The following is a 26975-nucleotide window of genomic DNA, read 5'->3' as shown; positions in this document are numbered from 1 at the left end:
CCGCCCAGCAGGTCCGCCCCCGACCGCGCGAGGTCGAGGACGCACAGCCCGCCGAAGCAATAGCCGATCGCCGCCGTGCGGCGCGCATCGACGGCGGGGTGGTCCTTCAGCACCGCCAGGCTCGCCGCCAGCCGGTCGCGGAGCTGGGCGCGGTCGGCCATCATCTCGTCCATGTAGCGCCGCATGTCGGGACCCCGCTGCGCGCGCTTCCCCTGGCCGAACACGTCGCAGGCAAAGCCGACATAGCCCAGCCCCGCCAGCCGCTCGGCGATGACATTGTCCGCCTCCTTCTGCCCCAGCACGTTGGCGCAGATCAGCACGCCCGGCCGCGCCGCCTCGACCTCGTCGTCAGCTGCGAACACGCCCTCGAACGGCCCGCCGGGCCCGTCATACACCCGCGTCTCGCGTACTATCATCGCACCCTCCGTTCGCCCTGAGCTTGTCGAAGGGCTGTTCTTCACTATCAGCAAAGGAAAGGGGCTTCGACAAGCTCAGCCCGAACGGAGTTTATTGATGCCTCAGCTCGTCCTGATCCGCCACGGCCAGTCCGCGTGGAATTTGGAGAACCGCTTCACCGGCTGGTGGGACGTCGCGATGACCGACAAGGGCGAGGCGGAGGCGCGTGCGGCGGGGGAGCTGATGGCCGCCAAGGGGCTCGACTTCGACCTCACCTTCACCTCGCTGCAGACGCGCGCGATCAAGACGCTGAACATCGCACTGGAGGCGATGGGGCGGCTGTGGCTGCCGACGGAGAAGCATTGGCGGCTCAACGAGCGCCATTATGGCGGACTGACCGGCCTCGACAAGGCGGAGACGGCGGCGAAGCACGGCGATGCGCAGGTCAAGATATGGCGCCGCAGCTTCGACACGCCGCCGCCCGCGCAGGAAGCGGGGAGCGCGTATGATCTGTCCGGCGACCGCCGCTACGCGGGCGTTCCCGTGCCGCATGCCGAGAGCCTGAAGGACACGATCGCGCGCGTGCTGCCCTATTGGGATGGCCGCATCGCGCCCGCGCTCAAGGACGGGCAGCGCGTGCTGATCTCCGCGCACGGCAACTCGTTGCGCGCGTTGGTCAAGCATCTGTCCGCAATTCCCGATGATGAGATCACGGGCCTCGAGATCCCGACGGGCCAGCCGATCGTGTACGAGCTGGACGCCGAGCTGAACGCGCTCGACCGCTATTATCTGAGCGAGCGTTGAGGGCGCCGGCGCTGGCCGCGCTGCTGATCGCCGCTCCGGCCGCCGCCGATCCGCTGCAGGATCAGGTGCTCGCCGGGATGCGCCAGTCCGCCACCGCCGACGTGGCGTTCACATCGACCACCCGCATCGAGCGGAGCGGGTCGAAGGCGCAGACGGTCGTCACGCGCCACGATCCGCGCGCGCCCGCGGGCAAGCGGTGGGTCGTCGCGAGCATCGACGGGCGCGCGCCTACCCCCAAGGAGGCGGCACGGATCGTCAAGGCGGCAAGCGGCTCGCCCCCGCCCAGCTATGTCCGGCTGGCGCAATGGTTCGGCGCGCCGGCGACCCGGGTCGTGGGCACGACGACCTACCGGTTCGCGCGGCTGCCCAAGGGTGGGCTCAAGATCGGCGACCGCGACGTGTCGGCGGACACGGCGGCCGAGGCAGTGGTCAACACCAGCGGCCCGACACCGTTCGTCGAGCGGGTCCGCTACACCTCGCTCAAGGGCTTCCGCGCGATGCTGGTCGCGAAGGTCGATCGCTATGTCCTGACCGCCAGCTACGCACGCCTGCCCGACGGGCGGCCGTTCCCGACCGGCAACGGCGCGGACATCGGCGGCTCGATGATGGGCAAGGGCGGGACGATCAACTCGGTGACGCGGTACAGCGACATCGGCGCGACGCGCTAAACGATCGAAGCTGCTTCTCGGGCCATTGTCCCCTTCCCGGCGGAACGGGCTACAACCGGGACCGCAAACTCCACAGCTCCGGAAACGCACGCTTGGTCAGCGTCGATTCCAGATACGACACCCCCGCCGACCCGCCCGTGCCGCGCTTGCCGCCGATGATGCGGCTGACGGTGAGCACATGTTTGTGCCGCCATGTCGCCATCGCGTCGTCGATGTCGACCAGTTTCTCGGCGAGCTGATACAAGGCCCACCAGCGGTCGAGATCGCCATAGACCGCTGCCCACGCAGCCTCGACGCCGTCGTCAGGGACGTACGGCTCCGCCCAATCCCGCTCCAGCGCACTGGCGGGCACGGCGAACCCCGCCGCCGCTAGCGCCGCGTTGGCGTCGTCCCACAGGCTTGGGGATGCCGCGAAGGCGTCCGCCATCGGCCCCCCTCTCCCGCCGCGCAGCCCCAGCAGCACCTCGAGGCTGCGGAACTGGTCCGACTGGAAGCCAGAACTGCCGCCCAGCACATCGCGGAAGCTGGTATAATCCGCCGGCGTCATCGTCGCGAGCACGTCCCACGACAGCGTCATCACCGCCTGGATGCGACTGACCCGCGCCAGGTTCTTGTACGCCTCCGTCAGCCGCCCTGCGCGGATCAGCGCCTTGGCGGGCAGCAGCTCGGCGACCATCTGCTTCAGCCACAGCTCCTTGGTCTGATGGACGATGATGAATAGCAGTTCGTCGTGGCGGTCCGACAGCGGATGCTGCGCGTCGAGCAGCCGGTCGAGCGCGAGATAGCGGTCGTAGGTCATGGTCATGCGGGCGAGTGTAGCATTGCGCGCCGGGAGGCGTTAATCGCGATGCATGGGGGACGCGCTGGTCGGCATCATCATGGGCTCGCAGTCCGACTGGGAGACGATGCGCCATGCCGCCGAGGTGCTGGACGTACTGGGCGTGCCCCACGAGACCCGCGTGGTGTCGGCGCACCGTACGCCCGATCGGCTCTACGACTATGCGAAGAGCGCCGCAGGACGCGGGCTGAAGGTGATCGTGGCAGGTGCGGGCGGCGCGGCGCATCTGCCGGGGATGGCGGCGGCATGCACGCACCTGCCGGTGCTGGGCGTGCCGGTGGAGTCAAAGGCGCTGAGCGGGATGGATAGCCTGCTCTCGATCGTGCAGATGCCCGGCGGTGTGCCGGTGGGCACGCTGGCGATCGGCAAGCCGGGCGCGATCAACGCCGGGCTGCTCGCGGCGGCGATCCTGGCGACCGGCGATCCTGATCTGTCGGAGCGGCTGCAGGCGTGGCGCGCGGCGCAGACGGCGGGTGTGGCGGAGGTGCCGTGTTGAGTCAGAACGCTTGCATCGCTTCCCCGGCGAAAGCCGGGGCCCAGTGTCTTCGCATTGCGAAGACCGGCGCTGCCGCGGCGTCCTTTTGCTTTAGCTGGGCCCCGGCTTTCGCCGGGGAGGGGCTCACCCTACCAACGCGCGAATGATCCCGCCCGGCTCCACCATCGGCATCCTCGGCGGCGGACAGCTCGGCCGGATGCTCGGCCTTGCCGCGGCGCAGCTCGGCTATCGTGTCCACGTCTTCGCGCCCGAGGCGAGCGGCCCGGCGACCGAGGTCGCGGCGGAATGGACGCAGGCCCGGTTCGAGGATGGCGACGCGATGCGCGCCTTCGCCGCGCGCGTCGATGTCGCCACCTACGAGTTCGAGAATGTCGATCCGCATGCGGTCAGCTATCTCGCCGGCCGCATCGCGGTGCATCCGTCCGCGCGCTCGCTCGACGTGTCGCGTTATCGCCCGCACGAAAAGGCGCTTGTGGCGGAGCTGGGCGGCCGCACGGCCGACTGGGCGCCGGTTGACGGTCTCGACGCGTTGCATGCAGCGGTCAGGCAGATCGGCACGCCGGCGATCCTGAAGACGACGCTGTTCGGCTATGACGGCAAGGGTCAGGCGCGGATCGATACGCCCGGGGATGCCGCCAGCGCCTGGGAGGCGATCGGCCGCCCGCCCCGCCCTCCGGCCGGTCACGCGGCCATCCTGGAGGCGCGGGTTAATTTCGCGGCGGAGTTTTCCGTCCTGCTCGCGCGCGGCACGGACGGCGCGACGGCGGTGTGGGCCGTGCCGGAGAACGTCCATGTCGATGGCGTGCTTGCGACGTCGGCCGTTCCCGCCTCGGCGTTGGTGCGCGAGCAGGCGGCGGAGGCGATCGCGTTGGCCAAGCGCATCGCAGAGGCGCTCGGCCATGTCGGCGTCCTCGCCTGCGAGTTCTTCGCCACGGCGGACGGCCCGGTATTCAACGAGATGGCCCCGCGCGTCCACAACAGCGGTCATTGGACGATCGAGGGCGCGGTCACCTCGCAGTTCGAGAACCATATCCGCGCGGTGTGCGGCTTGCCGCTCGGCTTGACCGCGCTGACCGGGGCGGGCGCGACTATGGAGAACCTGCTCGGCGAGCAGGCCGACCGCTGGCCCGCGCTGCTGGCGGAGGACGGCGCGCACCTGCACCTCTACGGCAAGACGATGCGCGAAGGCCGCAAGATGGGGCATGTGACGCGCGTGCTGCGCTAATCCTCTCCCGCAGGCGGGAGAGGGAGTCAGGCGTCCATCCACCGGTCCCCAACGTCACGTAGTACGTCGAGCGGCAGCCGCCCGTGGCGCAGCACGGCGGTGTGGTACGCCTTCAGGTCAAACCGCCCGCCCATCTTCGCCTTGGCGCGCTCACGCACGTCCGCGAATACCGAATGACCGAGCTTGTATGAACACGCCTGACCTGGATTGACGGTGTAGCGGTCGATCTCGCGCGATGCGTCCCCCAGCGTGTCGCCCTGCGCGTCCATGAAATACTTGATCGCGCGCTCCCGGGTCCAGCGATACTGGTGCAGCCCGGTATCGACGACGCAGCGGTTGGCGCGGAACAGCTGCGCCTTAAGATACCCCAGCCGGCCGAGCGGGTCGTCGTCATACATGCCGATCTCGTCGGCCAGCTGCTCCGAATACAGCGCCCAGCCCTCGCCATAGCCGGAAAAGCCGGTGATCTTTCGGATCAGCGGCAGGCGCGTGTTCGACAGCGCCAGGCCGCCCTCCAGCTGGTGACCCGGCAGGCCCTCGTGAAACGTCGTGGTGGTCAGGTCGAACTTCGGCCAGTCGGCGGTGTCGCGCAGGTTGAAATAGACCAGTCCCGGTCGCGTCCCGTCCAGCGACGGCGACTGTGCAAAGGCGCCGGCCGCTCCGGCTTCCGTCTGCGGCGGGACGCGACGGACCTCGAAGCTGTAGGGCGGCATGCGCTCGAACACCGACGGCAGACGCTTGTTGATCGCGGCCTGACGCTCGTTGCAATGCGCGATCGCGGCGAGCTTGCCGGCCTCGGTGTTGGGAAACAGGTATCTCGGGTCGCGGGCCAGCGCCGCCATCCGCTCGCCGACCGTGCCTTGGGTAAAGCCTTGTGCCCGCAGCACCACATCCATGCGCGCGGAAATCGACTTGGCCTGCTCCAGGCCGAAGCGATGCACCTCGTCCGCCGACATGTTCAATGTCGTGTTGGCGCGCAGTGACGCGGCGTAGAAGTCCGCACCGTCGGGCAGCTTCCACGCGCCCGCGTCATGCGTGGCACGTGCCCGCAACGTCCGGGTAAGCGCGGTCTGCTTCTCCAGCGCGGGCAGGATCTCGGCAGTGTGGATCCGCCGCGCATCGGCGGCGTAGCGCTGGGCCAGCCCCTTTGCGGCGGCACGCCGCGTGAGCGACTGCACCACCAGCGCCTCGCCCGCCGGCACGCGCAGCTTGCCGAGCTGCGTCAACACCAGGTCGAGGATGTAATCGGGCGGGATCACCCCCGCGCCCGCGTCGCGGCGCATGCGCTCGGTCTGCGCCTCGAGCTGGCCCGCAAAGGCGCGCATCCGCATGAGGTAGGCGTCGGCGTCCCCGGCGGTCTCGATCCGGTGCTTGGTGTCAAGAAAATCGGGAACGGACTGATAAGCGCCCGATTGCTGCGAGATAACGTATGGGCTTGGGCCGTAGCCAGAGCCGCCGAAGTCGAACCGCTGCACCGCCACCGCGGTGCGCCGCGTGTAGAGCACGCAGGCGAGATCGACGCGCTCGTCCTCGGTCAGCTTGGCGGAGTCGATCGCTTCCAGCCGCTTCAGCTCGGCGCGCGTTTCGGCGCGGTTGCGCGCGATGGCGGCGAGCGACTGGTCGGACAGCTTCGCGCGCAGGTCCGCGTTGATCCCGGTGTCGAGGCCGAGGTTGGTCGCGCCCTCCGGCCCGCGACGGAGCTGGGCCTGGACGAGATCGTCGAAAAGGGCGTTGAGCGGGGTTTTGGGCTGGGCGGTGGCGGCGGTCGGCAGGAGCGCTATCGCGCCAATAGAAGCGGTACCCGCCAGGAACTCGCGCTTCGTCGCGTTCATCTAATCCTCCGTCATGCCGGCCTTGAGCCGGCATCCAACAAGCCGCGAGCGTAGCGCTCGACTGGCAGACGCCAAGCCTGCCGCACGCTGGACCCCGGCTCAAGGCCGGGGTGACGAAAAATGCTAAACGGCCCGCTCTCCGGGATGGAGAACGGGCAGCTCCTGTTCGCAACTACATGGCCGTCAGGCGGAACGCGTACCCGACAGCGGAAAGCTTCCGAACGCCCCCGCGCCCACGGTCCCCGTCATCGTATCGCCCTCGGCGGTCGCCTGGCAGTCGAGCGTCATCGGCATCGGCACCGTCATCTGCTGCTTCCAGCTGATCGTGTTGCCGCTGGCCTCGCCCGAGATATCGGTGGCACCCATCGCGCCCGACACGTTGCCCGACCAGGTCGAGCCGTCGACCTTGACCGTCACCGTCATCTTCTGGTCGCCCAATGGCGATTTCACCGTGCAGTCCCAGCTGCCGTCCACATCCGCCATGCTATTCTCTCCGTTACTGACCAGCCGCCGCCGGCACGCCGAGCGGCGCGCCCGCGACCGACGCCGCGGGCACGACTTCGACGGGGAGGCCCAGCGAGTCAAGCTGCGGGCGCACCACCTTGGCATCGCCGACGACCACCCAAATCGTCTTGTCGAGATCGATCGCACCCTGAATGGCGCTGTTGAGCTGCGGCAGTGTGTAGCCACGATAGCGCGCCGCCAGCGTCGATTGATAGTTGTCGGGCCGCTTGTACAGGTCGTTGCTCATCATCGCCGCCAGCACCGCGCCGGACGTCTCGTAGGTGCCCGGCAGCGCGTTGACGGCACCGTTGATCGCGCGGTCGAACTCCACCTGTGTCATCGGTTCCTTGCCGAGGAACGCGGCGACCTTTTCGCGGGCGAGCGCCAACGAAGGGCCGGTCTGGTTGGCCTGCACCGGCGCGGTGATGACATAGGGTGCCGCCTCCGCCGCCGTCTGCAGATTGCCGCGCGCGCCGTAAGACCAGCCCTTGCGCTCGCGCAGCTCCATGTTGATGCGGCCCAGGAAGCTGCCGCCGAGCGCGTCGTTGGCGGTGGTGATCGGCACCAGGTCGCCCGTGCCCTTCAACGTCGTCGGAATCGCGCCGACGATCACCGACTGCGGGCTGTCGGGGCGATCGACCAGCACGATCTTGGATGGCGACGGGGTCGAAGCGGCGAAGTTTTTCACCCCCGCCGTGCCGGTCGGGATCCAGTCGCCGAACTCGGCATCCAGCGCCGCCTTGATCTGCGCCAGCGGCCGGTCGCTGACGACGAAGAACTTGGCCTTGTCCGGGCGCAGCCATGCCTGCTGGAACGCGACCAGATCGGCGCGGGTCAGCGCCGCCACCGCGCGCGGATCGCCACCGCCCTGCGACTTCGCGTAGGGGCTGTTCGGCCCATAGATCAGCGGCGGCACGACGCGGCCGATCAGGCCATTGGGACTGGTCAGCTCCTGCGCGATGCCGGCGAGCTGCTGTTGTTTGACCCGCCCCAGCTCCTGCTCGCTGAACGCTGGCGCGCGCGCGATGTCGGCGAACAGGTCCAGCGCGGGCGCGAGGTTGGCGCTCGGCACGTCCAGCGACACGGTGGTGCGATCGGGGCCGGAGCCGGTGCCGATCGACGCGCCCAGCCGCTCCTTGGCCTCGGCGAGCTGGATCGAGTTGAGCCTGGCGGTGCCCTCGTCCATCATGCTCAGCGTCAGCGCCTGCGTGCCGAGTTTGCCGGGCACGTCGGCTGCGGTGCCGGCGTCGAACGCCAGCGCCACCTGCGTCACCGGCACCGCAGTGCGCTGCGCATAGACCAGCTCAATGCCGTTCTTCAGCCGCGTGCGCTCGACCGCCGGAAAGCTCAGCCCGGTCAGCGCGCCGACCGGCGGCAGGGGGCCGCGCGTGCCCTTGAACGCCGTCGTCGGCGCGGGCTTGACCGCGACCGCCGCCGGCACGCGCGCTTCCTCGTATTTGTCGCGCTCGCCGCGCTCGACGGTCAGCGCATAGACCGGGCGCGTCAGCCACTTGTTGGCCGCCGCCTTCACCGTGGCGGGGGTCTGCGCCGCGAGCAGCGCCAGGCGCTTCTTGTAGAAGCTCGGGTCGTTGTAGAACAGCTCGCCCTGCGCCAGCGCCACGGCCTTGCCGCCGAACCCGCCGACCGATTCCAGCCCCTGGATCGTGTTCGCCGCTCGCGTCGTGACGACGCGGTTGACCTCGTCGGCCGTCGGGCCGTTCTTCAGAAAGTCCGCCATCACGGCATCGATGCGCGCATTCACCGCCGCCGCATCGGCACCCGGCCGCACCACCGCCTGAATGCGGAAGCCGCCGACCTGCGATCCACCGCCGGAGAAAGCCGAGACCTGCACCGCGGTCTTGTCCTGCCGCACCAGCGCGTTGTCGAGGCGGCTCGACGCGAGCCCGCCCAGCACCGACGCGGCGACGTCCAGCGCCGCCGACTCAGGATCGGCGCTGCCCGGGACGGACCAGTTGCGCGTGATCAGCGTTGCGGCGACACGATCCTTGATGACCTCCGCCTTGGCTGCGGGCAGCGTCGGAACAGGCGCCGGGCGCGTCACGCTCTTCGGTCCGCGCTTGATCGCGCCGAAGTATTTCTCAACCAGCGGCCGCGCGGTGGCGAGGTCAACGTCGCCCGCCAGCACCAGCACCGCATTGTTGGGACCATAATTGTCCCGGAACCAGTTCTTCACCGTCTCCAGGCTGGCGGCGTCGAGATCGGCCATCGAACCGATCGTCGAGTGACCGTAGGGATGATCGGGCGAGAACAACCCTTCGGTGATCTTGTACTGGACCAGGCCATAGGGCTGGTTGTCGCCCTGCCGCTTCTCGTTCTGGACGACGCCGCGCTGCTCGTCGAGCTTGGCCTGCGTGATCGCGCCGAGCAGATAACCCATGCGATCGCTCTCCAGGAACAGCGCGCGCTCCAGTGCGGCCGTCGGCACCGTCTCGAAGTAGTTGGTGCGATCGAGATTGGTGGTGCCGTTGAAGTCAGTCGCGCCGACCTGCTTGAGCGGCTCGAAGAAATCGTCGGGCGCGTTCTCGGAACCGTTGAACATCAGATGCTCGAACAGATGCGCGAAGCCGGTCGACCCCTTGGGCTCGTGCTTGGCGCCGACGTCGTACCACACCGAGACGGCGACGATGGGCGCCTTGCGATCGGTATGGACGATGACGCGCAAACCGTTGGCGAGCGTGAACTGTTGATAGGGGATATCGACCTGGCGTACGAGCTGCGCGGCCGGCACGCCGGTCTGCGCAAGTGCAGGGGCAGCGACGACGGTGGCGGCGGTCGCGAGCGCGAAACTCTTGAAGTTCATGGTTTTAGCATCCTGAACGGTGTTTTGCCGGTGTATAGCGGTAGGACGGTGAGGGGAGCAAGCGATCACAGCTGCGATCCTCCCCGTCCACGGGGAGGGGACCGCCCGGCGCAGCCGGGTGGTGGAGGGGGCTTTCGACGCCCGGCACCCCTGCTCGACAACCCTCACCGTCAGCGCTTCGCGCCGCCACCTCCCGTTCCGGGGAGGATCTCTACGGCCGGTACACCCGCTCCACATTTGCCCGCAGCGCCGCCGGCGAGAACCACACGGGCTTGGTCTGCCGCCGCGTGAACAGCGCCGCCTGATCCGCGTAGTGCGGCGAGTCGGGCCGGGTCGTCGCCGCGCCGAACGGCTGGATTGAACGTGACCGCACGCGCCCCTGCCGGTCCCAGGCCATGAACATCAGGAAGCTGTCGCCATGCTTAACCGCGAGCCGGCCGTCCTCCTCGACATCCCATAGCGGCATCGCGCGCAGCACGTCGGGACCGCCGTCCAGCGGCAGGTCCACCTTGCCCTGCCGTAGCCGCAGCACGTCGCCCAGCGGCGGATCGATGCGGCCGAAATGTTTGCGGAGATGGTCCATCGCCTCCCGCAGCGCCACGACCGGCTCGGTCCGCTCCTGCCGGCGGTAATACCAGGCGTTGCCGGTGCGCATTACCATCAGTGCCAGCGCGTCCGCCGGCCCGCGCCCGTCGAAATTCCAGTCCCACTCGCGCAGCAGCACCTGCCCAGCCGACGTGGTCTCGTCATGGCTCGCCTGTTCGATGTCGTCGAACCAGCTCTTCGCCCAGCCCTGCCGCGATACGGCGGTGTCGTACTTGATCGCCTCCAGCTCGGCCTGGCTGATCGATCGGTCCGCGCTCAGCAGCTCCACCGCACGCGTGCCGCGATTGGTCGCGTCGCGTTCGACGCCGAGCAGTGGCGGCTGCGGCGGCAGCTCGGACCCGGGACCGGCCGCCAGATAGGGCGCGTTGTTGGCGTTCTGAAGAAAGCCCGACGCCGGATCGATGTTCTTGGGCACGGCGCTCCACGCCACCGTCCCCGGCGTGAAGAAGCGGCTCTGATCGCCCGGCAGCACGCCCGCATAGTTCGCGCCCCCGCGCCGGTTGGGGAACATGGCATTGTAGATCAGCGCGATCTTGCCGGTCGCATCGGCGTAGACGAAGTTGGTGGCGGGGATGCCCTGCAGCTGCATCGCGCGGTCCCATTCCGCCCAGTTCCGCGCGCGGGTGATACGGTAATATTGCTCCACCATGCGCAGTTGGTCCGCACCGGCATAGCGGATTGCGAACGCACCCGCCTCGTTCTCGATCACCGGCCCCTGCACCGCCCGCGCCACCATCTTCGGCACCGGCAGGACGAACGGACCCCACAGCTTCACCGGCAGCCACACGCGCCGCCGCTCGATCGGCCGCCACTGCCCGTCGTAGCGATAGCGGTTGCCGTCTGTCGTGAGCTTGTAGACGTCGATCAGGTCGGGCCGGTTGACCGTGTTGGTCCAACCTAGCGTCTCGTTATGCCCCAGAAGCGGAAACGGCGCGCCGGGAAAAGTCGCGCCCGCAAAATTCCACCCCTGCCCGGAATGCACCACGAGTTCGTACCAGGCGACGCCGCCTCGCCACGGCTGATGCGAGTTGGACACCAGCCGCGTCCAGCCGTCCGCGGACCGTTTGGGCGCGACCGCGAACGCGTTGGAGCCGTTCTCGGCCGCGTTCGGTCCCACCGGTGTTGTCGCGGGGGCTGCGGCTTCGGACGGCAGCGGCTTGTCGCCGACCAGTGAGGCCAGCACTCCGTCCAACCCGAAGAAGAACGGCGAGCGCACCACGAAGCCAGTCGCCACATCCTGTCCGTTGACCGGGAACAGCTTCGCCAGCTTGACCTCGCCCGGATGCCGCCTGGCATAGGCGTTCAGCCCCGAGGCATAGCCATCGAGCAGCGCGCGGACGTCGGCTGGCTGCTTCATGTAATCCCGATCGATCGTCGCGCGCGCGCCGAGCAGGTGGACGACGTAATCAGTCTTGGCCCCGTCCTGCCCCGAGATCGCGCCCAGCCGCCCGCGCGTCATCGCCAGCACGTCCTGCAAGGTCGTAAAATCGTCCTCCGCATGCGCATAGCCGATGCCGTAGGCGGTATCCGCATCGGTGCGCCCAAAGATGTGCGGCACGCTCCAGCGGTCGCGTGCGATGACGCTGTCGTATTTGCGCGCGGGCGGCGGCGCGACCCGCTCGGCGAGCAATGGCTCCCAGGTGGCGAGGCCAACGACGATGAGGATCCCAAGCGCGAGCACGCAGAGGCCAATCTTACGCAGCACTTGCTCCTCCCCCGTCACCCCGGCCTTGAGCCGGTGTCCAACGTGCCGCAAATACCGGCTGCGGTTGTCCTTGCGGCACCATGGATGCCGGCTCAAGGTCGGCATGACGAATAGTTGCATGGCGAGAGCGCAACTCTACATCCCGCAGACGACCAACAGGGGCAGCCATGAACCTCGAGAAATTCACCGACCGCGCCAAGGGCTTCCTGCAATCGGCGCAGACCGTCGCGATCCGCTCCAACCACCAGGGCATCGCGCCAGAGCACGTCCTGAAGGCGCTGCTGGAGGACGAGCAGGGCATGGCCGCCGGGCTGATCGGCGCGGCGGGCGGCGATGCGAAGCGTGCGACGGCGGAAATTGACGCCGCATTGGCGAAGCTGCCTGCCGTCACCGGTTCGGGCGCGCAATCCACGCCGGGGCTGACCAATGACACCGTGCGCATGCTCGACCAGGCGGAGCAGGTCGCGACCAAGGCGGGCGACAGCTTCGTCACCGTCGAACGGCTGCTGCTCGCGTTGGCGCTGTCCACCGGCACCGCCGGCAAGGCGCTGAAGACGGCGAACGTCACCCCCGAAGGGCTGAACACCGCGATTAACGCCCTGCGCAACGGCCGTTCCGCCGACACCGCCGGTGCGGAGGACCGATACGAGGCGCTCAAGAAGTTCGCGCGCGATCTCACCCAGGCCGCGCGCGACGGCAAGCTCGACCCGGTGATCGGCCGCGACGAGGAGATCCGCCGCACGATCCAGATCCTCGCGCGCCGCACCAAGAACAACCCGGCGCTGATCGGCGAGCCCGGCGTCGGCAAGACCGCGATCGCGGAAGGGCTGGCGCTGCGCATCGCCAACGGCGACGTGCCCGACACGCTAAAGGACCGGCGGCTGATGTCGCTCGATCTCGGCGCGCTGATCGCGGGGGCCAAGTACCGCGGCGAATTCGAGGAGCGACTCAAGGGCGTGCTTGACGAGGTCAAGGCGGCCGAGGGCGACATCGTCCTGTTCATCGACGAGATGCATCAGCTGATCGGCGCTGGTAAATCCGAAGGAGCAATGGACGCGGGCAATCTGCTCAAGCCCGCGCTTGCGCGTGGCGAGCTGCACTGCGTGGGTGCCACCACGCTCGACGAATACCGTAAATATGTCGAGAAGGACCCGGCGCTGCAAAGGCGGTTTCAGCCGGTGTTCGTCGGCGAGCCGACGGTGCCCGACACCGTGTCGATCCTGCGCGGATTGAAGGACAAATACGAGCTGCACCATGGCGTGCGCATCACCGACGGCGCGTTGGTCGCTGCGGCGACATTGTCCAACCGCTACATCACCGACCGCTTCCTGCCCGACAAGGCGATCGACCTGATGGACGAGGCGGCGAGCCGCCTGCGCATGGAGGTGGAGAGCAAGCCCGAGGAGATCGAGAACCTCGACCGGCGCATCATCCAGCTCAAGATCGAGCGCGAGGCGCTGAAGAAGGAGCTCGACCGCGCGTCGAAAGACCGGCTCGCGACATTGGAGATCGAGCTGGTGCGGCTGGAGGAACAGTCGGGCGCGCTGACGCTCCGCTGGCAGGCGGACAAGGACAAGATCGCCGCCGGCGCGAAGCTGGCCGAACAGCTCGACGCGGCGCGGCTGGCGCTCGAACAGGCGCAGCGCGCGGGCGATCTGACCAAGGCCGGCGAGCTTTCCTACGGAACCATCCCGTCCCTGCAAAAGCAGATCGCGGAGGCCGACGAGGCGCAGTCGGGCACGATGCTGCGCGAAGAGGTGACCGCCGAGGACATCGCCGGCGTCGTCGCGCGCTGGACGGGCATCCCGGTCGACCGGATGCTCGAAGGCGAGCGCGAGAAGCTGTTGGCGATGGAGGGCGCGATCGGCAGGCGCGTGATCGGTCAGGCCGACGCGGTGCGTGCGGTCTCCACCGCGGTGCGGAGAGCGCGCGCGGGGTTGCAGGACCCGAACCGCCCGCTCGGCTCGTTTCTGTTCCTGGGGCCGACTGGGGTGGGCAAGACCGAGCTGACCAAGGCGCTCGCAGGCTTCCTGTTCGACGATGACAACGCGATGGTACGCATCGACATGAGCGAGTTCATGGAGAAGCACGCCGTCGCCCGCCTGATCGGCGCACCCCCCGGCTATGTCGGCTATGAAGAGGGTGGCGTGCTGACCGAGGCGGTGCGGCGGCGGCCCTATCAGGTCGTTCTCTTCGACGAGGTCGAGAAGGCGCATGGCGACGTGTTCAACGTGCTGTTGCAGGTGCTCGACGACGGACGGCTGACCGATGGCCAGGGCCGCACGGTGGATTTCAGCAACACGCTGATTATCCTGACCTCCAACCTAGGCTCGCAGTACCTGGCGAACCTGGAAGACGGCCAGGACGTCGAGAGCGTCGAGCCACAGGTCATGGACATCGTCCGCGCGCATTTCCGACCGGAGTTCCTCAACCGGCTGGACGAGGTGATCCTGTTCCACCGCCTCAGCCAGCAGCATATGGCGCCGATCGTCGACATCCAGGTCGGCCGCGTCGGCAAGCTGCTCGCCGACCGCAAGATCGTGCTGAACCTCACCGACGCCGCACGCGCATGGCTGGGTCGGGTCGGCTACGATCCGGTGTACGGCGCACGCCCATTAAAGCGCGCGGTCCAGCGCCACCTGCAGGACCCCCTCGCCGATCTGATCCTGCGCGGGGAGGTCAAGGACGGCGCGACGGTCAACGTCGACGAGGGGGATGGGAAGTTGGCGTTGAACGTGGGCTAGGCCTCGCGCAGCCAACCCGTCACCGAATACCGGCGATTAGGCGCGGCGCGGGATACCTCGCTGACGCTATGCCGTTGGTGACGCTCAATACGTAGGCGGCCTTGCGCCGCTTGCCCGCGACGCGATCATCGTGGGCGGTCAGCAGGTCTCCGGGAGCATAGGCCGTCGCCTGCGCATCGGCGAAGGCGATGGTCGGCTCGCCTGTCACGGTACGCAGCAGATCGCGCGCCGCGCCGATCGACAAAAAGGTCGCGAGCGCGGCCAGCGGATCGGTGCTGGCCGCACGAGCCGCGCCATCATCAGGCACGCGGATCGTCTCGCAACCAAACTGGAGCCGCTGCGGGCGCCGGCATGGACGGCGGTGTCGAGCGCCTCTCGCTGCTCAGGCGTCATGCCCGCCCGGGTTTGCGACCAAGCTCGAACAGCTTGTCGCCCGAGTTGATCACCTGCAGCCAGTCGTCACGGCCCTGCAACGTTGCGTGCAGCGCGACCGCCGCGTCCGCGTCAGAATGTCGCCGATCTGCGCCCGTCCACTCGTCGCGAAACGGCGCGCCAGTCCGGTTGCATCCAAAGCGGGGTTGAGGGAAAAGGGAAGCTGGGCGGCCACGACGGCAGCTTTATCCGGGTCTGTGGCTCCCGCCAATCGTCGGGTGCAAAGGATGAACGCTCCAGGTGACCATCAGTCTCTTCGACCTCAACCCGGCCATCGATGTCGGCGCATCGGCGGCACGCTTCGCGGTCGACCGTCGCGTGCAGATCCGGGACCTGTTGACCGCCGACGCCGCTGCGGCGCTGCACCAGGTGCTGGCACGCGAAACGCCATGGGGACTCGGCTGGCGCGCCGGGGATGACGGGCCGCACGGGCTTGAGGCCAGGCAATTGGCGGCGATGTCTCTTAGCCAACGCTCCGCCGCGTCCGAAAAGGTTTTTCGCGCGATGCAGGGGCCGTGATTATGCCTTTTCCTATGCCCGCTACCCGATCTTGGACGCGTACCTTGGCAAATGGGACCCCGGCGGGGCCTTCGATGCGCTGCTCGAACACCTAAATGCCGAACCTTTTCTGGATCTCATCCGCGCGGTCACCGGCATGCCCCAGCTGATAGAGGCGGAGGCGCAGGCGACGCTGTTCGCGCCCAATCAGTTTCTGCCGCTGCCTGTCGACGTGCATGCCGCCGAAGGCTGGCGGATCGCAGATGTGCTGAGCATGTGCGCGGGCGACTGGCGACCCGGCTTGGGCGGATACCTCCAGTTCTTCGACGAGGACGGCGACGTGGTCGCCGGGTATCGGCCGCGCTTCAACGCGTTGAGCCTGTTCGCCGTGCCGGCGCCACATGCGGTCAGCTATGTGCCGCCATTCGCGCCGGTCGGCCGCTATTCGATCACCGGCTGGTTGCGCGACCGCTGATGGACGCGGCCACGATGCGCCAGCGGGCGCTGGCGGCGAAGGCGGCCGGCGACGACGGCGGCGCGGCGCAACTGTTCGCCGCTGGCCTGGCGGCGCATCCGACCGACGCCGCCTTCGCCAACAGCGCCGGCAATTTCCACGCCGGCGCCGGGCGACCCGAGACGGCGCTGACGCTGTTCGACCGCGCGCTTTTGCTCGCACCCGGCCTGCACGAGGCAGCGATCAACCGTGCGGTGGTGCTAACTCGGCTGGGCAGGGCAACAGAGGCGGCGGCATATCTTCGTGAACGCGCGGCGGACCTGTCGGCCGCGCCCCGCTATTGGACCGTCCGTGCCGCCGCCGAACTGACGTCAGGCGAGACGGGAGCGGCCGCAGCGAGCTACGACGAGGCGCTGCGGCGCGATCCGACGAATGTACGCGCGCGCATCGGCCGCGCGCGCGCGGGCTTGGAGCGCGGCGAGGACCGCGCGGTCGACGATCACGAGCGTGCGCTGAGCGCCAGCCCCGGCGATCCGAACGTATTGCTTGGCTATGCGCAGGCGCTCGACGCGGCAGGGCGCAGCGCCGAGGCGCTGATCGTCTCAGAAGCGCTGGCGACACAGCTTACGGGCTGGACCGAGGGACTGGAGCTGCATGCCAGACTGCGCTGGGCACGCGGCGACGGCGACGCCTTCGCGGATCACTATGTAGCTGCTGTCAAGGCAGCGCGCGAACCGGGCGTGTACCGGTCATGGGCGGCGATGCTGGCGGGCGTCGATCGGCAGTCGGCGGCGGCCGACGTGCTGTCGGCGGCGCGGCGGTTCTGGTCCGCGGACTCGGACCTGGCGCTCGCCGAAGCGATCGCGGCGGGCGAAGCGGGTGACGATGCGCGCGCGTGGGCCTTGTTCGATGGGCACCGACGGGATGAGCCGGCGTGGCAAGTGGCGGAAGCGCGGCAGCGACTGCGCGAAGCCGATCCGCTGGCGGCTGATGAGTTGCTCGAAGCCGCGGTCCGCGCTGCTCCTGGCGATGTGACCGGTTGGGGGTTGCGCGACCTGTGCTGGCGCTTGCTCGGGGACGAGCGGCATACATGGCTGCACGGCCAGCCGGGAGTGATCCAAACGGTGCCGCTCGATCTGTCGGACGAACAGGTGACGTCGCTGCGCGCGCTACTAGATCGGCTACATGACCGGTCGGGGATGCCGGTCGGCCAGTCGGTCAAGCACGGCAGCCAGACTAGGGGCGCGCTGTTCGCCCGGCCGGAGCCGGAGATCGCATTGATCGCAAACGCAGTCACGCGAGCGCTCGAGACCTATCGTGCTGGATTGCCACCGAGCGACCCGTCGCATCCGCTCCTGCGATATCGCGACAAACCTTGGCTGATCAACGGCAGCTGGTCGATCCGGCTCGATGGGGCCGGTCATCATGCCCCCCATATCCATCCCCATGGGATCCTGTCGTCGGCCGCTTATCTGGCCGTGCCGTCGCAGGTCTTGGATCAGGGCGGCCAAGGCAGGCTGGAACTGGGGCGACCACCCGCCGAGCTGCGTGTCGACCTGCCGCCGATCGCGACGATCGCACCCCAGGTAGGATTGTGCGCGCTGTTCCCCAGCACGTTGTTTCACGGCACTCGCCCGATCAGTGCCGGTCGGCGAACGACCGTCGCGTTCGACGTGACCGCCGCCGGCTGAGATCACGCGCCAGCTGCCGGCCGCTGCAGGCGCAACAAAAAGGGCGGCGGAACCGAAGTTCCACCGCCCCCTTTGCTAACTGGATCCAGGCTCGATCAGAAGCGCAGCCGCGCCGACACGAAGAAGTCGCGCCCGAGCACATCGTAGAAGCTCGGCAGAGTGTTGTTCTGCTCCGCCCCGTCCGGTGCCTGACCAATGATCGGCGGCTTCTTGTCGAGCAGGTTCAGCACACCGATGTTGAACGTGAGGGCATCGGACACGTCGACGCCCGCCGTCAGGTCGAAATAGTTGAACGCCTCGAGCCGTGGCGTCGCCAGCAGTGCCTCGGAGGTGCCGACGCGGGTCGTCCCACTGAACACGTTGTCGATCAGGCTGTTCTTCGACTTGCCCTCGTAGCGCCAGCGCAGCGACAGCTGCGCGCCTCCCTTCTGGTATGTCACGCGCGTGGTGTGCCGATAGCGCGGCGACCCGAAGGTGCCTTCCAGGATGTTCTCGCGCTGCGGGATCGCCGAGATCGGGATGGTCCGGAACTTGTCCAGGTAGGTGCCCAGGTAGAAGAAGCTCAGGCGACCATCGGCGAGCGGCAGGTTGTAATCGACCTGCACGTCGATGCCGCTGTTCTTGAAGGTGCCGACGTTGGCGCTGAGGAACTGCGGGTTCGACCCACCAGCCGTCTGGCCCAGCGCACCCTGCGCGCTGCGCCGACCAGTGAAGACCGAACAGATCGGGTTCGCTGCATCACGGATCGTTTGATAGCAAAGGCTCAGCGCCGATGCGAGACCGCCGGCCAGCACGCCGATCGTGTCCTCGACCTTGATGTTGTAATAGTCGACCGTCACGTTGAGCCGTGGGATGAACGATGGCGAGATCACTGCACCTACGGTGTAGGTATCGGACGTTTCCTCGCCGACATTCGGATTGCCACCGACGTCGGCTTGGATCTGCGCCGCCGGCTGAACCAGACGAGTGAAGACGTTGGCCGCAGGCACGCCCTGTGCAACGCAGAAGTTCCGCAGAGCGTCGGTACGGCTCGCGACCGAGCCACGATCCGAGCAGGGATCGATCGCACCGGGGAAGTCGGTCCTGTTGCCCGAGAACAGGTCCGCCACGTTCGGGGCACGGACTGCGCGCGAATACTGACCACGGAAACGAACATCGCGGATCGGCGCGATTTCGGCGCCGCCCGTGTACGTCCAGCTGCCACCAACGGCGGCCAGCGAATAGTCCGAATAACGCGCCGCACCGTTCAGCTCGACCGCATAGAGGAAGCCGTCGCGCATCAACGGAACACGCAGCTCGCCGAACACCTCCTTCACGTCATAGCCGCCCGACGTGGGCTGACCGGCATTGAAGCCGAGCACATCGCCAGACGACAGGAAGGTGTCCGGAATATACCGCGACCGCATCTGACGATACTCACCGCCGAACGCAAAGGCGACATCGTCGGCGCCCATTCCGAAGTTGAACAGCGAGCCGGAAATCGAAGCGACCGCGTTCTTCAGTTCCGACTGTTCAAGGTTGGTCGAATTGACCGAGACGTAACTGACCGCCTGCTGGCTCGCGAGCCCACTACCGAACACGTTGATCGGTACACAGCCCGCCGCACGAGCCGCTGCGTCCGAACACCGCAGCGCGCCGGTGGCGTCGAAGTCCGTCTGCAGCGCAGCAACATACCGGCTGCGCGACACGTTGCCGCGCTGGATCTGCTGGTTGGTCGTGCGAGCATAGGAATAAAACGCATCGTACCGCAGTTTCTCGGCCAGATCGCCACGTACGCCGCCCAAGACGCGGAACGCCTGACGCGTCTGCTCCTGATTGCGCGAACCGGCCGACAGGAAGCGGTAGCTGACGTTGGTCGTGGCAGAACCGTTGCCGGGGGTGGCGTCCGTCAGGTCCTGCTGGGTCAACAGGGTACGGGTCTGCGCGTTGAAGAACGGGCTCGCGATCTGGAGGTTGGCGGTGACGCCGGTCGGGGTGGGAGCAAGCTCGGTAGAGACCTGACTGTTGACGTAGCTGAGCTCCGTATAGAACTCCACACCGTCCGTGACCTTGTAGTTGCCGTAGCCACCGAGCAGGTACCGCTCCTGCGGCAACTGCAGGTAGTTGACCGGATTGAAGTTATAGAGATCGCCCGGATCCTGGAACGTGCGCGAACCACCGCCGGCCGGGTTGAAGATGAAGGTGTCGGTTCCGACGCCAAAGGTCGCGATCGGGCCAGTCGGCGATCCCTGCGGCACAAGGCCGACTTCGCCATTGCGCGCCGCGCAGGTGGCCAGCGCAATGCCAGAGGGAAGCGGAGTACCGAGCCGGGTGCCGTCCGCGGTGCTGCCCGGAACGATGCAGCCGCCGCCAGCGGCAGTCTGCGAGAACTGCCGGGCACCTGCGAACACCGACGAACGACGCGTGTAGTTCGCGAACGCTGTCACGTTGCCGCGGCCATCGGGAAGGTTCGCGCCGATCGCGAGATCCGCGGAATAGCGACGCGCGTCGCCGCGCTCGGTGATCGCGTAGGTGGTACCCGCCTCGATACCTGAGAGGTTGTTGCGGAGGCGGAAATTGACGACGCCTGCAACCGCGTCCGAGCCATACACGGCCGACGCGCCGCCGGTCACGACGTCCACGCCCGAAATCAGGAACTGCGGAATCGTGTTCAGATCGACGATCTGATTGGTATCGTAGAACATCCAGCGGCGGCCGTTGACCAGCACCAGGGTGCGCGTCGGACCAAGGTTGCGCAGGTTCAGCGTCGCGGCGCCGCTGCCGGGGTTGTTCGAGAAGCCGGTCGTGCCGGGCAACACCTGGGGCAGCGTGTTCAGCACCTGCTCGACGTTCACCGCGCCGGAAAGTGCAAATTCCTCGGCGGACACGACCGCGATCGGGCTGGCAGAGGTAAGGTCCGTGCGCTGAATGCGCGATCCGGTCACGACGACATCGGTCGCCGCGTCGGTCGCATCGGCCGAATTGGTCTGCTCGGCGGCAGGGGTGCCGACCTGGGCGTGCGCCTGCGTGGACATCATCAGCGCGCCGGCACCGAAGGTGGTTGCAAGCAACCGCGAACGCATCTTCATCATCAATGTACCCCTTTTGATTTCGAGTGACCGCGCCGCTTGTTGCGCTATCGGTCTCCAGAGGGGCCAGCATAAGCGGACGTCGTTTCGTGCTGCAATGCCGTAGGGCCGGTCCGGGCCGATTTGCTTGACATTGTGACCATACTAACACACGCCCGCATACAGTCTGGCTTGACGCGCACGGGGGTTGGCAAGGGTGAGCGGGTTGCGCACGATGCGGTCATTGGTGATGCTCGCCACGTTCGCTGTCGCCGGTCCGGCGTGGGCACAGGAAGCCACCGGCGACGCGTTGGTCGATGGCGTGACGCAGTGCCGAACGGTGACGAGCGACGTTCAGCGGCTGGCCTGTTACGACCGTGCTGTCGGCGATCTGGCAAAGGTGCGCGCGGGCAGCGGGCTGACGGTGTTGAGCGGCGAGGAAGTGCGGCAGAGGCGTCGCTCGCTGTTCGGCCTGTCGCTTCCCGACATCAACCTCTTCGGTAGTGGCGGCGGCAAGATCCCCAGCGTGGAGACGCTTGACTCCACCGTGACGGGATTGTCGGTGAGCGGTCGCGAGGGCCTCCTGCTGACTTTCGCCGACAAATCGGTCTGGCGCACGGTCGAGCGCGGCAGGATCGATCCGAAAGTGGGAGACACGGTTCACATCAAGCGGGGCGCTCTCGGCAGCTATCTGGGCTCGTTCAACCGTCAGCGCAGCATCCGGATCCAACGGGTTCGTTAGGTTGGCGTGACGCCAGTTCAGGCTACTGAGTGGCGACGGACCGCCCGATCGAGAGACAGCTTTCGTTCCGCTGTAGCCCTATGATCTGGGAAACGCTTCCAGGTCATCGGCTGGGCCAAGCCGACACGGACCGATCGGTCCCATCCGGTTGGCCGCGTCCAGCGGCTGCGCGCCGATCGCAAGATCACGCTCGTGCGGGCCGCGGCCACGCGGGCATGGCTCGGCCGCGTCGGCTATGAACCGGTCTATCGCGCGCGTCCTTTGAAACGCGCGGTCCAGCGTTACGGCTGGAAGCCGCTCGCCGACCTGGTCGTGGGCGGCGAGGTCAAGGACAGGCGAGGGTGACCTCAGAGGAGGGCGACGGCCGCCTGATGCCTCAGCTGGTATAGGCGTCGACAAACGGCTGGAGGTGGGAACGGTAACGATCAGCCGTTCCAACTCCCCCGAGGTCGATCGGCCGGGCGCACCTGTACGGCGCTAGCCGCGGCCACGGCTCGCCCGGTCTCGTGCGGCGCCAGCGTCGCAGCGTCGAAGTCGAGGCCGCAAGGCGCCAGCATCAGACGGGTCGCCGGCTCGGGATTGCGGACCAATGCGGCAGAGTCCTCGACCATCAGCCGATCCCCCAGCTTCTCCCGCAACTGCTCGAACAATGCATCCTCAAGGGGAAAGTGCGCGGCGATGTCGGGCAACGATCAACTCCACGGCATGCCGTGTATAAAGAACGTCCGATATGCCGACCAAGCGCAGTCGAGTGGATCGCGACGCAGCCACAGGATCGGGACATCCGGCGCAAGTGCCGCCAGCGTTCCCAGATAACGGCACGCTTCCAGGGTATTGTCGACCACACGGCGGGTTGGACGAATGGGATAGGAGACCGGTGTTGGAGGTGGGCTGATCGCCTTGCGGCGCTGCGCGGCTGGCCAGGGCGGACCGACAAAAAAAAGGGCCGGCGAAAGCCGGCCCTTTTCCTTTGTGCTCGCTGTCGGCTTAGAAGCCGACCTGGAACTGCAGACGCACCGACCGCGGCGCCTGATACACTGTCGGCAGCGAGTAGGTCGGGTTCGGCACACCCGTACCAGTCGTGCCGGTCTCGGTGAAGTCGAGCTTCGCCTGACGGTTCAGAACATTGAACACCGACACGCGGAACGTCGCGTCGAAGGCGTCGGTCGGCACGCGGATCGCTGCGTCCAGGTTCAGATTGTAGAGCCAATCCGACTCGAAGATGCTGCCACGTGGCGTCAGCTGCAGGGTTGACGCACGAGCAGCCGGGTTGGCGGCACCGCCCGTGAGGAACGGCGAGTCGTTGATCACCGCGGTCGCAGGATTCCGCACGACATTACCGCTGCTGTCGAGGTTACAGTAGAAGCCCCCTGCACCATAGAAGCGACCAGCCAGGCCGCCCACCGCGAACGGCGTGGCGTCGGCGCTGATCGGCGTGCGACCGAGGCAACCGAAACGCCGCGGCGAGGCGATCTGCGCCTGAGCGCCGACCGTCAGCCAGTCGGTGATCTTAACGCTGCCGTACGCCTTGAAATTGTGGCGACGATCGTTCGGCAGAAAGCCGAAAGAGCCGTTGGTCAGCGCGGGAAGATCGAACGCGGTCGTCAGGCCCGAGTCGGTCTGAGCATTGTCCGAGCGGATGCCGCCCTCGATGTTTCCTTCGTTCTTCGACCAGGTGTAGTTGGCGTTGAAGCTCCACACGCCGTCGAACTCGCGCTCGAAGGTCGCGGTCACCGCCTTGTACGTCCGCTTTGCAGCCGGATAGCCGAGTGCCGCCGCCGACAAAGTCACGGTCTGAGCCGTCGTCTGGTTCGGGAACGGATCGCTCAAGGTGATGGTGACATCACGACCCGGGTTGATCAGCGCATACTGGTGCACACCGTTGAAGATGGCCGTGCAGGCCGCGCCGGAGTTGCCCGCGGCAACGCAGAGCGGAATGATCGCCTGGTCGAGCGCCGCGTCCTCGAGCGAGTCGTTAAGCTTAGTATAGGTGCCGAACAGGCCGACCCGAATGCCATTGCCCAGCCGCTGCTCGACGCCGAGAATGAACTCGTCGGTCGACTGCGACTTCAGGTTGGCGGCCACCGTGGTGGCGGTACCGGGAACACGGCCGTCGTTGCGGACCACGCACGCGGTGCCCGCCGGCGAGCCGCCTGGGCAGGCTTCGAATCCCGCACCAGTGGTGATCGGCGTACCGAGGATCGGGGTGTTGTTCGCGTTGAGGCCCGTCAGGCGATAATATGCGTCGAAATCGAGCTCGCTGCCTGCCAGACGGAGGTTGGTATTCGAAGCGACCGGCAGGAAGTACCTGTTGAACGAGCCATAAACCTTGGTGCGGCCATCCCCGAACGGATCGGCACTGAAGCCGAGGCGCGGACCCCACTGATCGCCCGACGTATAGAACGCGACACCGTCCGCGTTGCGGTTGACGAACCGATCATTGCGAATGCCCAAGTTGAGCTGCACGCGGTTGCCGAACAGCGACCAGCTGTCCTGCAGGTAAAAGGCCTCGTTGCGGGTGTTGAACTGACCGCCCGAGATGAAGGTCCGCGCAATTGCGTATTGCGTACCGGCGGGCGTACGGGTCGTCGCGTCGCCCGTCGACGTGGCAAGCGTGTATTGGAACCCGCCGTTTGCGGTGATCAGACCGGTCAGGTCGAGATCTTCGCGATCGTAGCCGCCACGGATGTGGTGCGATCCAAGGAAGTTGAAGTTCAGGTCGACGTCGGCGCGGTAGAAGGTGCGCTTCTCCTCGCTGATGTCGGCGTTCGACAGCGAGTTGCCGATGCTGAGGCTACCGCCGCCGCGCTGGTCCGCAATGAAAGGAATGCTCGGATCGGTCGACTGCGTATTGCTGCGATTCTGGTTGACGCCATACGCAGCCGACAGCGTCAGCCAGTTGGTGAACGTGCCGGTGTAGCGCAGCACATAGTTCTCACCGCCCGATTCGCTGACCGAGCTCGACACATACCGCCCAGGATTGTTCGTGTTCGGATTGAAGCGGTCGCCGCTAGCCAACGTATACAGCGCGCTGCCGTACAGATCCGTCTTCGAGTTGCCCTTCGTGTTGAAGTACGTCCCCTCAAGCCGCTGGCCATCGATGATCACTGCATCGATCTTGGCGCCGAAGAACGGGCTGGTGCTGCGAGCCACGGTGTAGCCCGAGCCTACGAGCGTAAGATTGGCGACGCTGCGGAGGTCGGCAAAGTCAGTGCAGAAAGTCGGATTGGTGGCGCAGCCGTTCGCACCCGTGCCGATCGCACTAGCAGTGCCGGTGGTGCCACCCTTAGCGATCACATTGCGCGCATTGTAGATGCCGTAGAAGAACAGATGGTCCTTGATGATGGGACCCGACAGTTGGACGATCATGTCCTCACGCTCGTTGTAGAACGAGTCGCGGTCGCTGCCCGCACTGTTCGGCGCCTTCGACAGCAGCTCGTTGGGCTCCCAGTTGAAAGTGACGCTGCCGTGGAAGTCGTTCGAACCCGACTTCGTAGTGGCGTTGACGAAGCCGCCGGTCGACCGACCGAACTCGGCCGAGAGGCCACCGTTCTTCACTTCGACCGTCTGGTAGAAGTCGAACGGCACCGGCACCGAACCCAGACCGTTGCGGAACTGCGTGATGTTCAGGCCGTTGATGAAGTAGGCGTTCTCGGAAACCGAACCGCCGTTGATCGACGGCAGGTTGCCAAAAGCTGTATCGCCCGCCGACGTGCCCGGCGACAGAAGCACGACGGAGGTGATGTCGCGTGCCACCGGAACGCGCGTGGCAAGATCGCCGACATTGATGACCGCACCAGTGGTGTTGCGATCGAAATCGACCGTGCGGACGCGCCCCGCGGTCACGACGATGTCGCCGCCGACCGGTGCCCCTACTGCCGACAGGGTGAACTGGTTGGCAGCCGACGACTGGTTGAGCGTGACGCCGCTTTCAGTGAATGTGTCGAAACCGGGAGCAGTGATCGTGAACGTGTAGCTTCCCGGCGGGATCTGCTGAATGCGGAACGTGCCCGACGAGTCGGTCGTCGCCGTCCGGCTAAAGCCCTGATCGTCGGACCGGATTTCGACCGTCGCTCCAGCTACAGCCTCCCCGTTGGTGCCTTGGACCTTACCAGTAGCGGCGACGTTGGTGTAGTCCTGCGCATAGGCCGGAGCGGCGAACATCGCGGAGCCACTTACGCCCGCACCAAGCAGCGCCAGCGCGCGCAGTGCAGTGCCGGCCCGAAGCGCCTTGATCGAGTTGCTGATCACGTAATTCATTCCTCGCTGTGACCCGCTTCTGGCCGCGCGAACGGCAGGAGGGGAAGTGGCAAGTCCCACGGCCGCGGCGGTGCGGCTGAACGGGACGATGTCGCCTCGAATGCTGCCGGGCCATGCGTCTGTAAAGCTGTCGCATTCGTCTGCGTCAGCTTTGTCGCGAACGTGTAACTTATCGGCAACAGCGCCTAGCGCCCCGGCATCGGCCCCGCGACCAGCAGTGGATCAAGCTTTGCGCCGCGCCATTGCAGCCCCCAATGGAGATGCGGTCCCGTCACCCGGCCCGTCGCTCCCACCGCGCCGATCAGCTGGCCCTGCCGCACCGCTTCGCCGTCCGTCACGTCGATGCGCGACAGATGGAGGAACGCGCTCGACAGCCCCGCGCCGTGATCCAGCATCAGCAGCCGTCCCTCCAGGGTGAACGGCGTTGAGGCGGCCAGCACCACCACCCCGTCGGCGGGTGCGGTGACCGGCGCGCCGGTGGGCAGCGCCACGTCCGCGCCGGAATGATAGCCGCCCGGCTTGCCCTGATAGACACGCTGTGCGCCGAACCAGCCCGATTGCCGCCCGATCGCGGGCCAGCGAAACAGCTGTCGCCACCCCTGCGCGTCGGTGACCCGCCCGCGCGCCGCCGCGATGCGGGCCAGTTCGCCGGGGCGCAGCGCTTCAAACTCTGCGGTGGTACGCCCGGCGCGATAGGGAGCGTTGACCCGCTCGATCCGCCACGCGCGAGGAAGCACCGCAATCGCCAGGCGGGTCTCCTCCCCCGCACGCGAGCGCTGCACCAGCAGCGCGCTCGGCCCGGCATCGCGATCGAAACCCAGGATGAACGAGCCGTCCGCCGCCACCGGCACCGGTCGGCCATTGAGCAACAGCGTCGCACCGCCTTGCCCGCGTCCGCGCACCAGCCCGCCCTGCATCGCCTGGCCTTGCAATACCGGCACCTGACCGCCGAGCGGGATGCGCGCGTCGTTCTGCGCGTCCCCGATCGAGGCTAGGGCGCCGACGCATCCCGTCAGCGCCAGCACGCCGGCAATCACCGCCTTCATCACTGCGGCGCCATCGCCTCGCTGGCGATCTGGGCGGTGGCATAGGCCTGCTGCCGGGCGACGTTCCAATAACGCAAGGAGTCCAGCGGAATGCGCGCGCCCGAGACGCCGCACACCACGTGATCGCCGGGGCTGAGCACGCGAAAACCGTTGGCGGAATAGTGCA

23 protein-coding genes are annotated in these 26975 nt (G+C 67.2%); 10 read left to right on the top strand and 13 right to left on the bottom strand.

The annotated features are described in order from the left end of the window. The coding region (locus tag JWN21_RS04250) for a dienelactone hydrolase family protein (protein ID WP_299646563.1) at window positions 1-416 on the bottom strand (416 nt) is incomplete at its 3' end. A gap of 97 nt (window positions 417-513) precedes the next feature. Between JWN21_RS04250 and gpmA the strand changes: the two genes are divergently transcribed. Both gpmA and JWN21_RS04240 read left to right on the top strand, forming a co-directional pair. Continuing rightward, window positions 514-1200 carry a 2,3-diphosphoglycerate-dependent phosphoglycerate mutase gene (gpmA, locus tag JWN21_RS04245; protein WP_299646561.1) on the top strand — a complete coding sequence of 229 codons (687 nt, stop codon included), beginning with the start codon at window positions 514-516 and terminating at the stop codon, window positions 1198-1200. Then, window positions 1197-1868 carry a hypothetical protein gene (locus tag JWN21_RS04240; protein ID WP_299646560.1) on the top strand — a complete coding sequence of 224 codons (672 nt, stop codon included), beginning with the start codon at window positions 1197-1199 and terminating at the stop codon, window positions 1866-1868. The genes gpmA and JWN21_RS04240 overlap by 4 nt, the downstream gene beginning before the upstream one ends. 49 nt (window positions 1869-1917) lie before the next feature. On the opposite strand, the gene JWN21_RS04235 is transcribed toward JWN21_RS04240, so the two are convergent. Beyond that, on the bottom strand, window positions 1918-2673 hold the full coding sequence (locus JWN21_RS04235; protein WP_299646558.1) for a tryptophan 2,3-dioxygenase family protein: 756 nt from the start codon (window positions 2671-2673) through the stop codon (window positions 1918-1920). Window positions 2674-2719: 46 nt separating this feature from the next. Between JWN21_RS04235 and purE the strand changes: the two genes are divergently transcribed. Further along, window positions 2720-3202 carry a 5-(carboxyamino)imidazole ribonucleotide mutase gene (gene purE, locus JWN21_RS04230; protein ID WP_299646556.1) on the top strand — a complete coding sequence of 161 codons (483 nt, stop codon included), beginning with the start codon at window positions 2720-2722 and terminating at the stop codon, window positions 3200-3202. A gap of 142 nt (window positions 3203-3344) precedes the next feature. Beyond that, window positions 3345-4427: a 5-(carboxyamino)imidazole ribonucleotide synthase gene (locus tag JWN21_RS04225; RefSeq protein ID WP_299646554.1), complete on the top strand. Its 1083-nt coding sequence runs from the start codon at window positions 3345-3347 to the stop codon at window positions 4425-4427. Between the two features lie 26 nt (window positions 4428-4453). Here the strand turns inward: JWN21_RS04225 and JWN21_RS04220 are convergent, their stop codons facing one another. The 4 genes from JWN21_RS04220 to JWN21_RS04205 all read right to left on the bottom strand — a co-directional run bounded on the left by JWN21_RS04220 (window position 4454) and on the right by JWN21_RS04205 (window position 12015). Beyond that, window positions 4454-6259 carry a DUF885 family protein gene (locus JWN21_RS04220; RefSeq protein ID WP_299646552.1) on the bottom strand — a complete coding sequence of 602 codons (1806 nt, stop codon included), beginning with the start codon at window positions 6257-6259 and terminating at the stop codon, window positions 4454-4456. A gap of 183 nt (window positions 6260-6442) precedes the next feature. Next, entirely contained in the window at window positions 6443-6742 is a 300-nt protein-coding gene (locus JWN21_RS04215) for a hypothetical protein (RefSeq protein WP_299646550.1), read from the bottom strand. A 13-nt stretch (window positions 6743-6755) separates the two neighbouring features. Then, complete coding sequence (locus tag JWN21_RS04210) at window positions 6756-9584, bottom strand: pitrilysin family protein (RefSeq protein ID WP_299646548.1); 2829 nt, start codon at window positions 9582-9584, stop codon at window positions 6756-6758. Between the two features lie 211 nt (window positions 9585-9795). Beyond that, complete coding sequence (locus tag JWN21_RS04205) at window positions 9796-12015, bottom strand: penicillin acylase family protein (protein WP_299646547.1); 2220 nt, start codon at window positions 12013-12015, stop codon at window positions 9796-9798. 47 nt (window positions 12016-12062) lie between these two features. On the opposite strand from JWN21_RS04205, the gene clpB reads away from it, so the two are divergent. Continuing rightward, complete coding sequence (gene clpB, locus JWN21_RS04200; protein ID WP_299646546.1) at window positions 12063-14639, top strand: ATP-dependent chaperone ClpB; 2577 nt, start codon at window positions 12063-12065, stop codon at window positions 14637-14639. A gap of 19 nt (window positions 14640-14658) precedes the next feature. Here clpB and JWN21_RS04195 read toward each other — a convergent pair whose 3' ends face one another. Further along, on the bottom strand, window positions 14659-14946 hold the full coding sequence (locus JWN21_RS04195) for a hypothetical protein (protein WP_299646545.1): 288 nt from the start codon (window positions 14944-14946) through the stop codon (window positions 14659-14661). A 365-nt stretch (window positions 14947-15311) separates the two neighbouring features. Here JWN21_RS04195 and JWN21_RS04190 point away from each other — a divergent pair, with 365 nt between their 5' ends. From JWN21_RS04190 to JWN21_RS04180, 3 genes are read left to right on the top strand one after another with little or no spacing between them, the layout of a single operon-like run. Further along, window positions 15312-15590 carry a hypothetical protein gene (locus tag JWN21_RS04190; protein ID WP_299646544.1) on the top strand — a complete coding sequence of 93 codons (279 nt, stop codon included), beginning with the start codon at window positions 15312-15314 and terminating at the stop codon, window positions 15588-15590. Window positions 15591-15621: 31 nt separating this feature from the next. Then, window positions 15622-16044, top strand: coding sequence for a 2OG-Fe(II) oxygenase family protein (locus JWN21_RS04185; RefSeq protein WP_299646543.1), 423 nt, complete (start codon window positions 15622-15624; stop codon window positions 16042-16044). Then, window positions 16044-17714 (top strand): putative 2OG-Fe(II) oxygenase, encoded by a 1671-nt coding sequence (locus JWN21_RS04180; RefSeq protein WP_299646542.1) that lies wholly within the window; start codon window positions 16044-16046, stop codon window positions 17712-17714. The genes JWN21_RS04185 and JWN21_RS04180 overlap by 1 nt, the downstream gene beginning before the upstream one ends. Window positions 17715-17809: 95 nt before the next feature. On the opposite strand, the gene JWN21_RS04175 is transcribed toward JWN21_RS04180, so the two are convergent. Next, window positions 17810-20785 carry a TonB-dependent receptor gene (locus JWN21_RS04175; protein WP_299646540.1) on the bottom strand — a complete coding sequence of 992 codons (2976 nt, stop codon included), beginning with the start codon at window positions 20783-20785 and terminating at the stop codon, window positions 17810-17812. A 193-nt stretch (window positions 20786-20978) separates the two neighbouring features. Between JWN21_RS04175 and JWN21_RS04170 the strand changes: the two genes are divergently transcribed. Together JWN21_RS04170 and JWN21_RS04165 are read left to right on the top strand one after the other, a co-directional pair. Then, a complete protein-coding gene (locus tag JWN21_RS04170) occupies window positions 20979-21503 on the top strand; it encodes a hypothetical protein (protein ID WP_299646538.1) in 525 nt (174 codons plus the stop codon). Between the two features lie 192 nt (window positions 21504-21695). After that, the gene (locus tag JWN21_RS04165) at window positions 21696-21848 is read left to right on the top strand and encodes a hypothetical protein (RefSeq protein WP_299646536.1); all 153 of its coding nucleotides are present in this window, start codon (window positions 21696-21698) and stop codon (window positions 21846-21848) included. An 80-nt stretch (window positions 21849-21928) separates the two neighbouring features. Here the strand turns inward: JWN21_RS04165 and JWN21_RS04160 are convergent, their stop codons facing one another. The 5 genes from JWN21_RS04160 to JWN21_RS04140 all read right to left on the bottom strand — a co-directional run. Continuing rightward, window positions 21929-22192 carry a hypothetical protein gene (locus JWN21_RS04160; protein ID WP_299646534.1) on the bottom strand — a complete coding sequence of 88 codons (264 nt, stop codon included), beginning with the start codon at window positions 22190-22192 and terminating at the stop codon, window positions 21929-21931. A 3-nt stretch (window positions 22193-22195) separates the two neighbouring features. After that, window positions 22196-22573 carry a sulfotransferase gene (locus tag JWN21_RS04155; RefSeq protein ID WP_299646532.1) on the bottom strand — a complete coding sequence of 126 codons (378 nt, stop codon included), beginning with the start codon at window positions 22571-22573 and terminating at the stop codon, window positions 22196-22198. Further along, the gene (locus tag JWN21_RS04150; RefSeq protein ID WP_299646530.1) at window positions 22491-25754 is read right to left on the bottom strand and encodes a TonB-dependent receptor; all 3264 of its coding nucleotides are present in this window, start codon (window positions 25752-25754) and stop codon (window positions 22491-22493) included. The genes JWN21_RS04155 and JWN21_RS04150 overlap by 83 nt, the downstream gene beginning before the upstream one ends. Before the next feature lie 194 nt (window positions 25755-25948). Next, entirely contained in the window at window positions 25949-26809 is an 861-nt protein-coding gene (locus tag JWN21_RS04145) for a M23 family metallopeptidase (protein ID WP_299646528.1), read from the bottom strand. Then, on the bottom strand, window positions 26809-26975 hold a 167-nt coding region (locus JWN21_RS04140), incomplete at its 5' end, for a DUF2093 domain-containing protein (protein ID WP_299646565.1). The genes JWN21_RS04145 and JWN21_RS04140, both read right to left, overlap by 1 nt.

Source organism: Sphingomonas bacterium (genome assembly GCF_028292945.1).
In the GTDB taxonomy this organism is placed as follows: Bacteria; Pseudomonadota; Alphaproteobacteria; order Sphingomonadales; family Sphingomonadaceae; genus Sphingomonas.
This window is presented reverse-complemented; position numbering and strand designations above follow the sequence as displayed.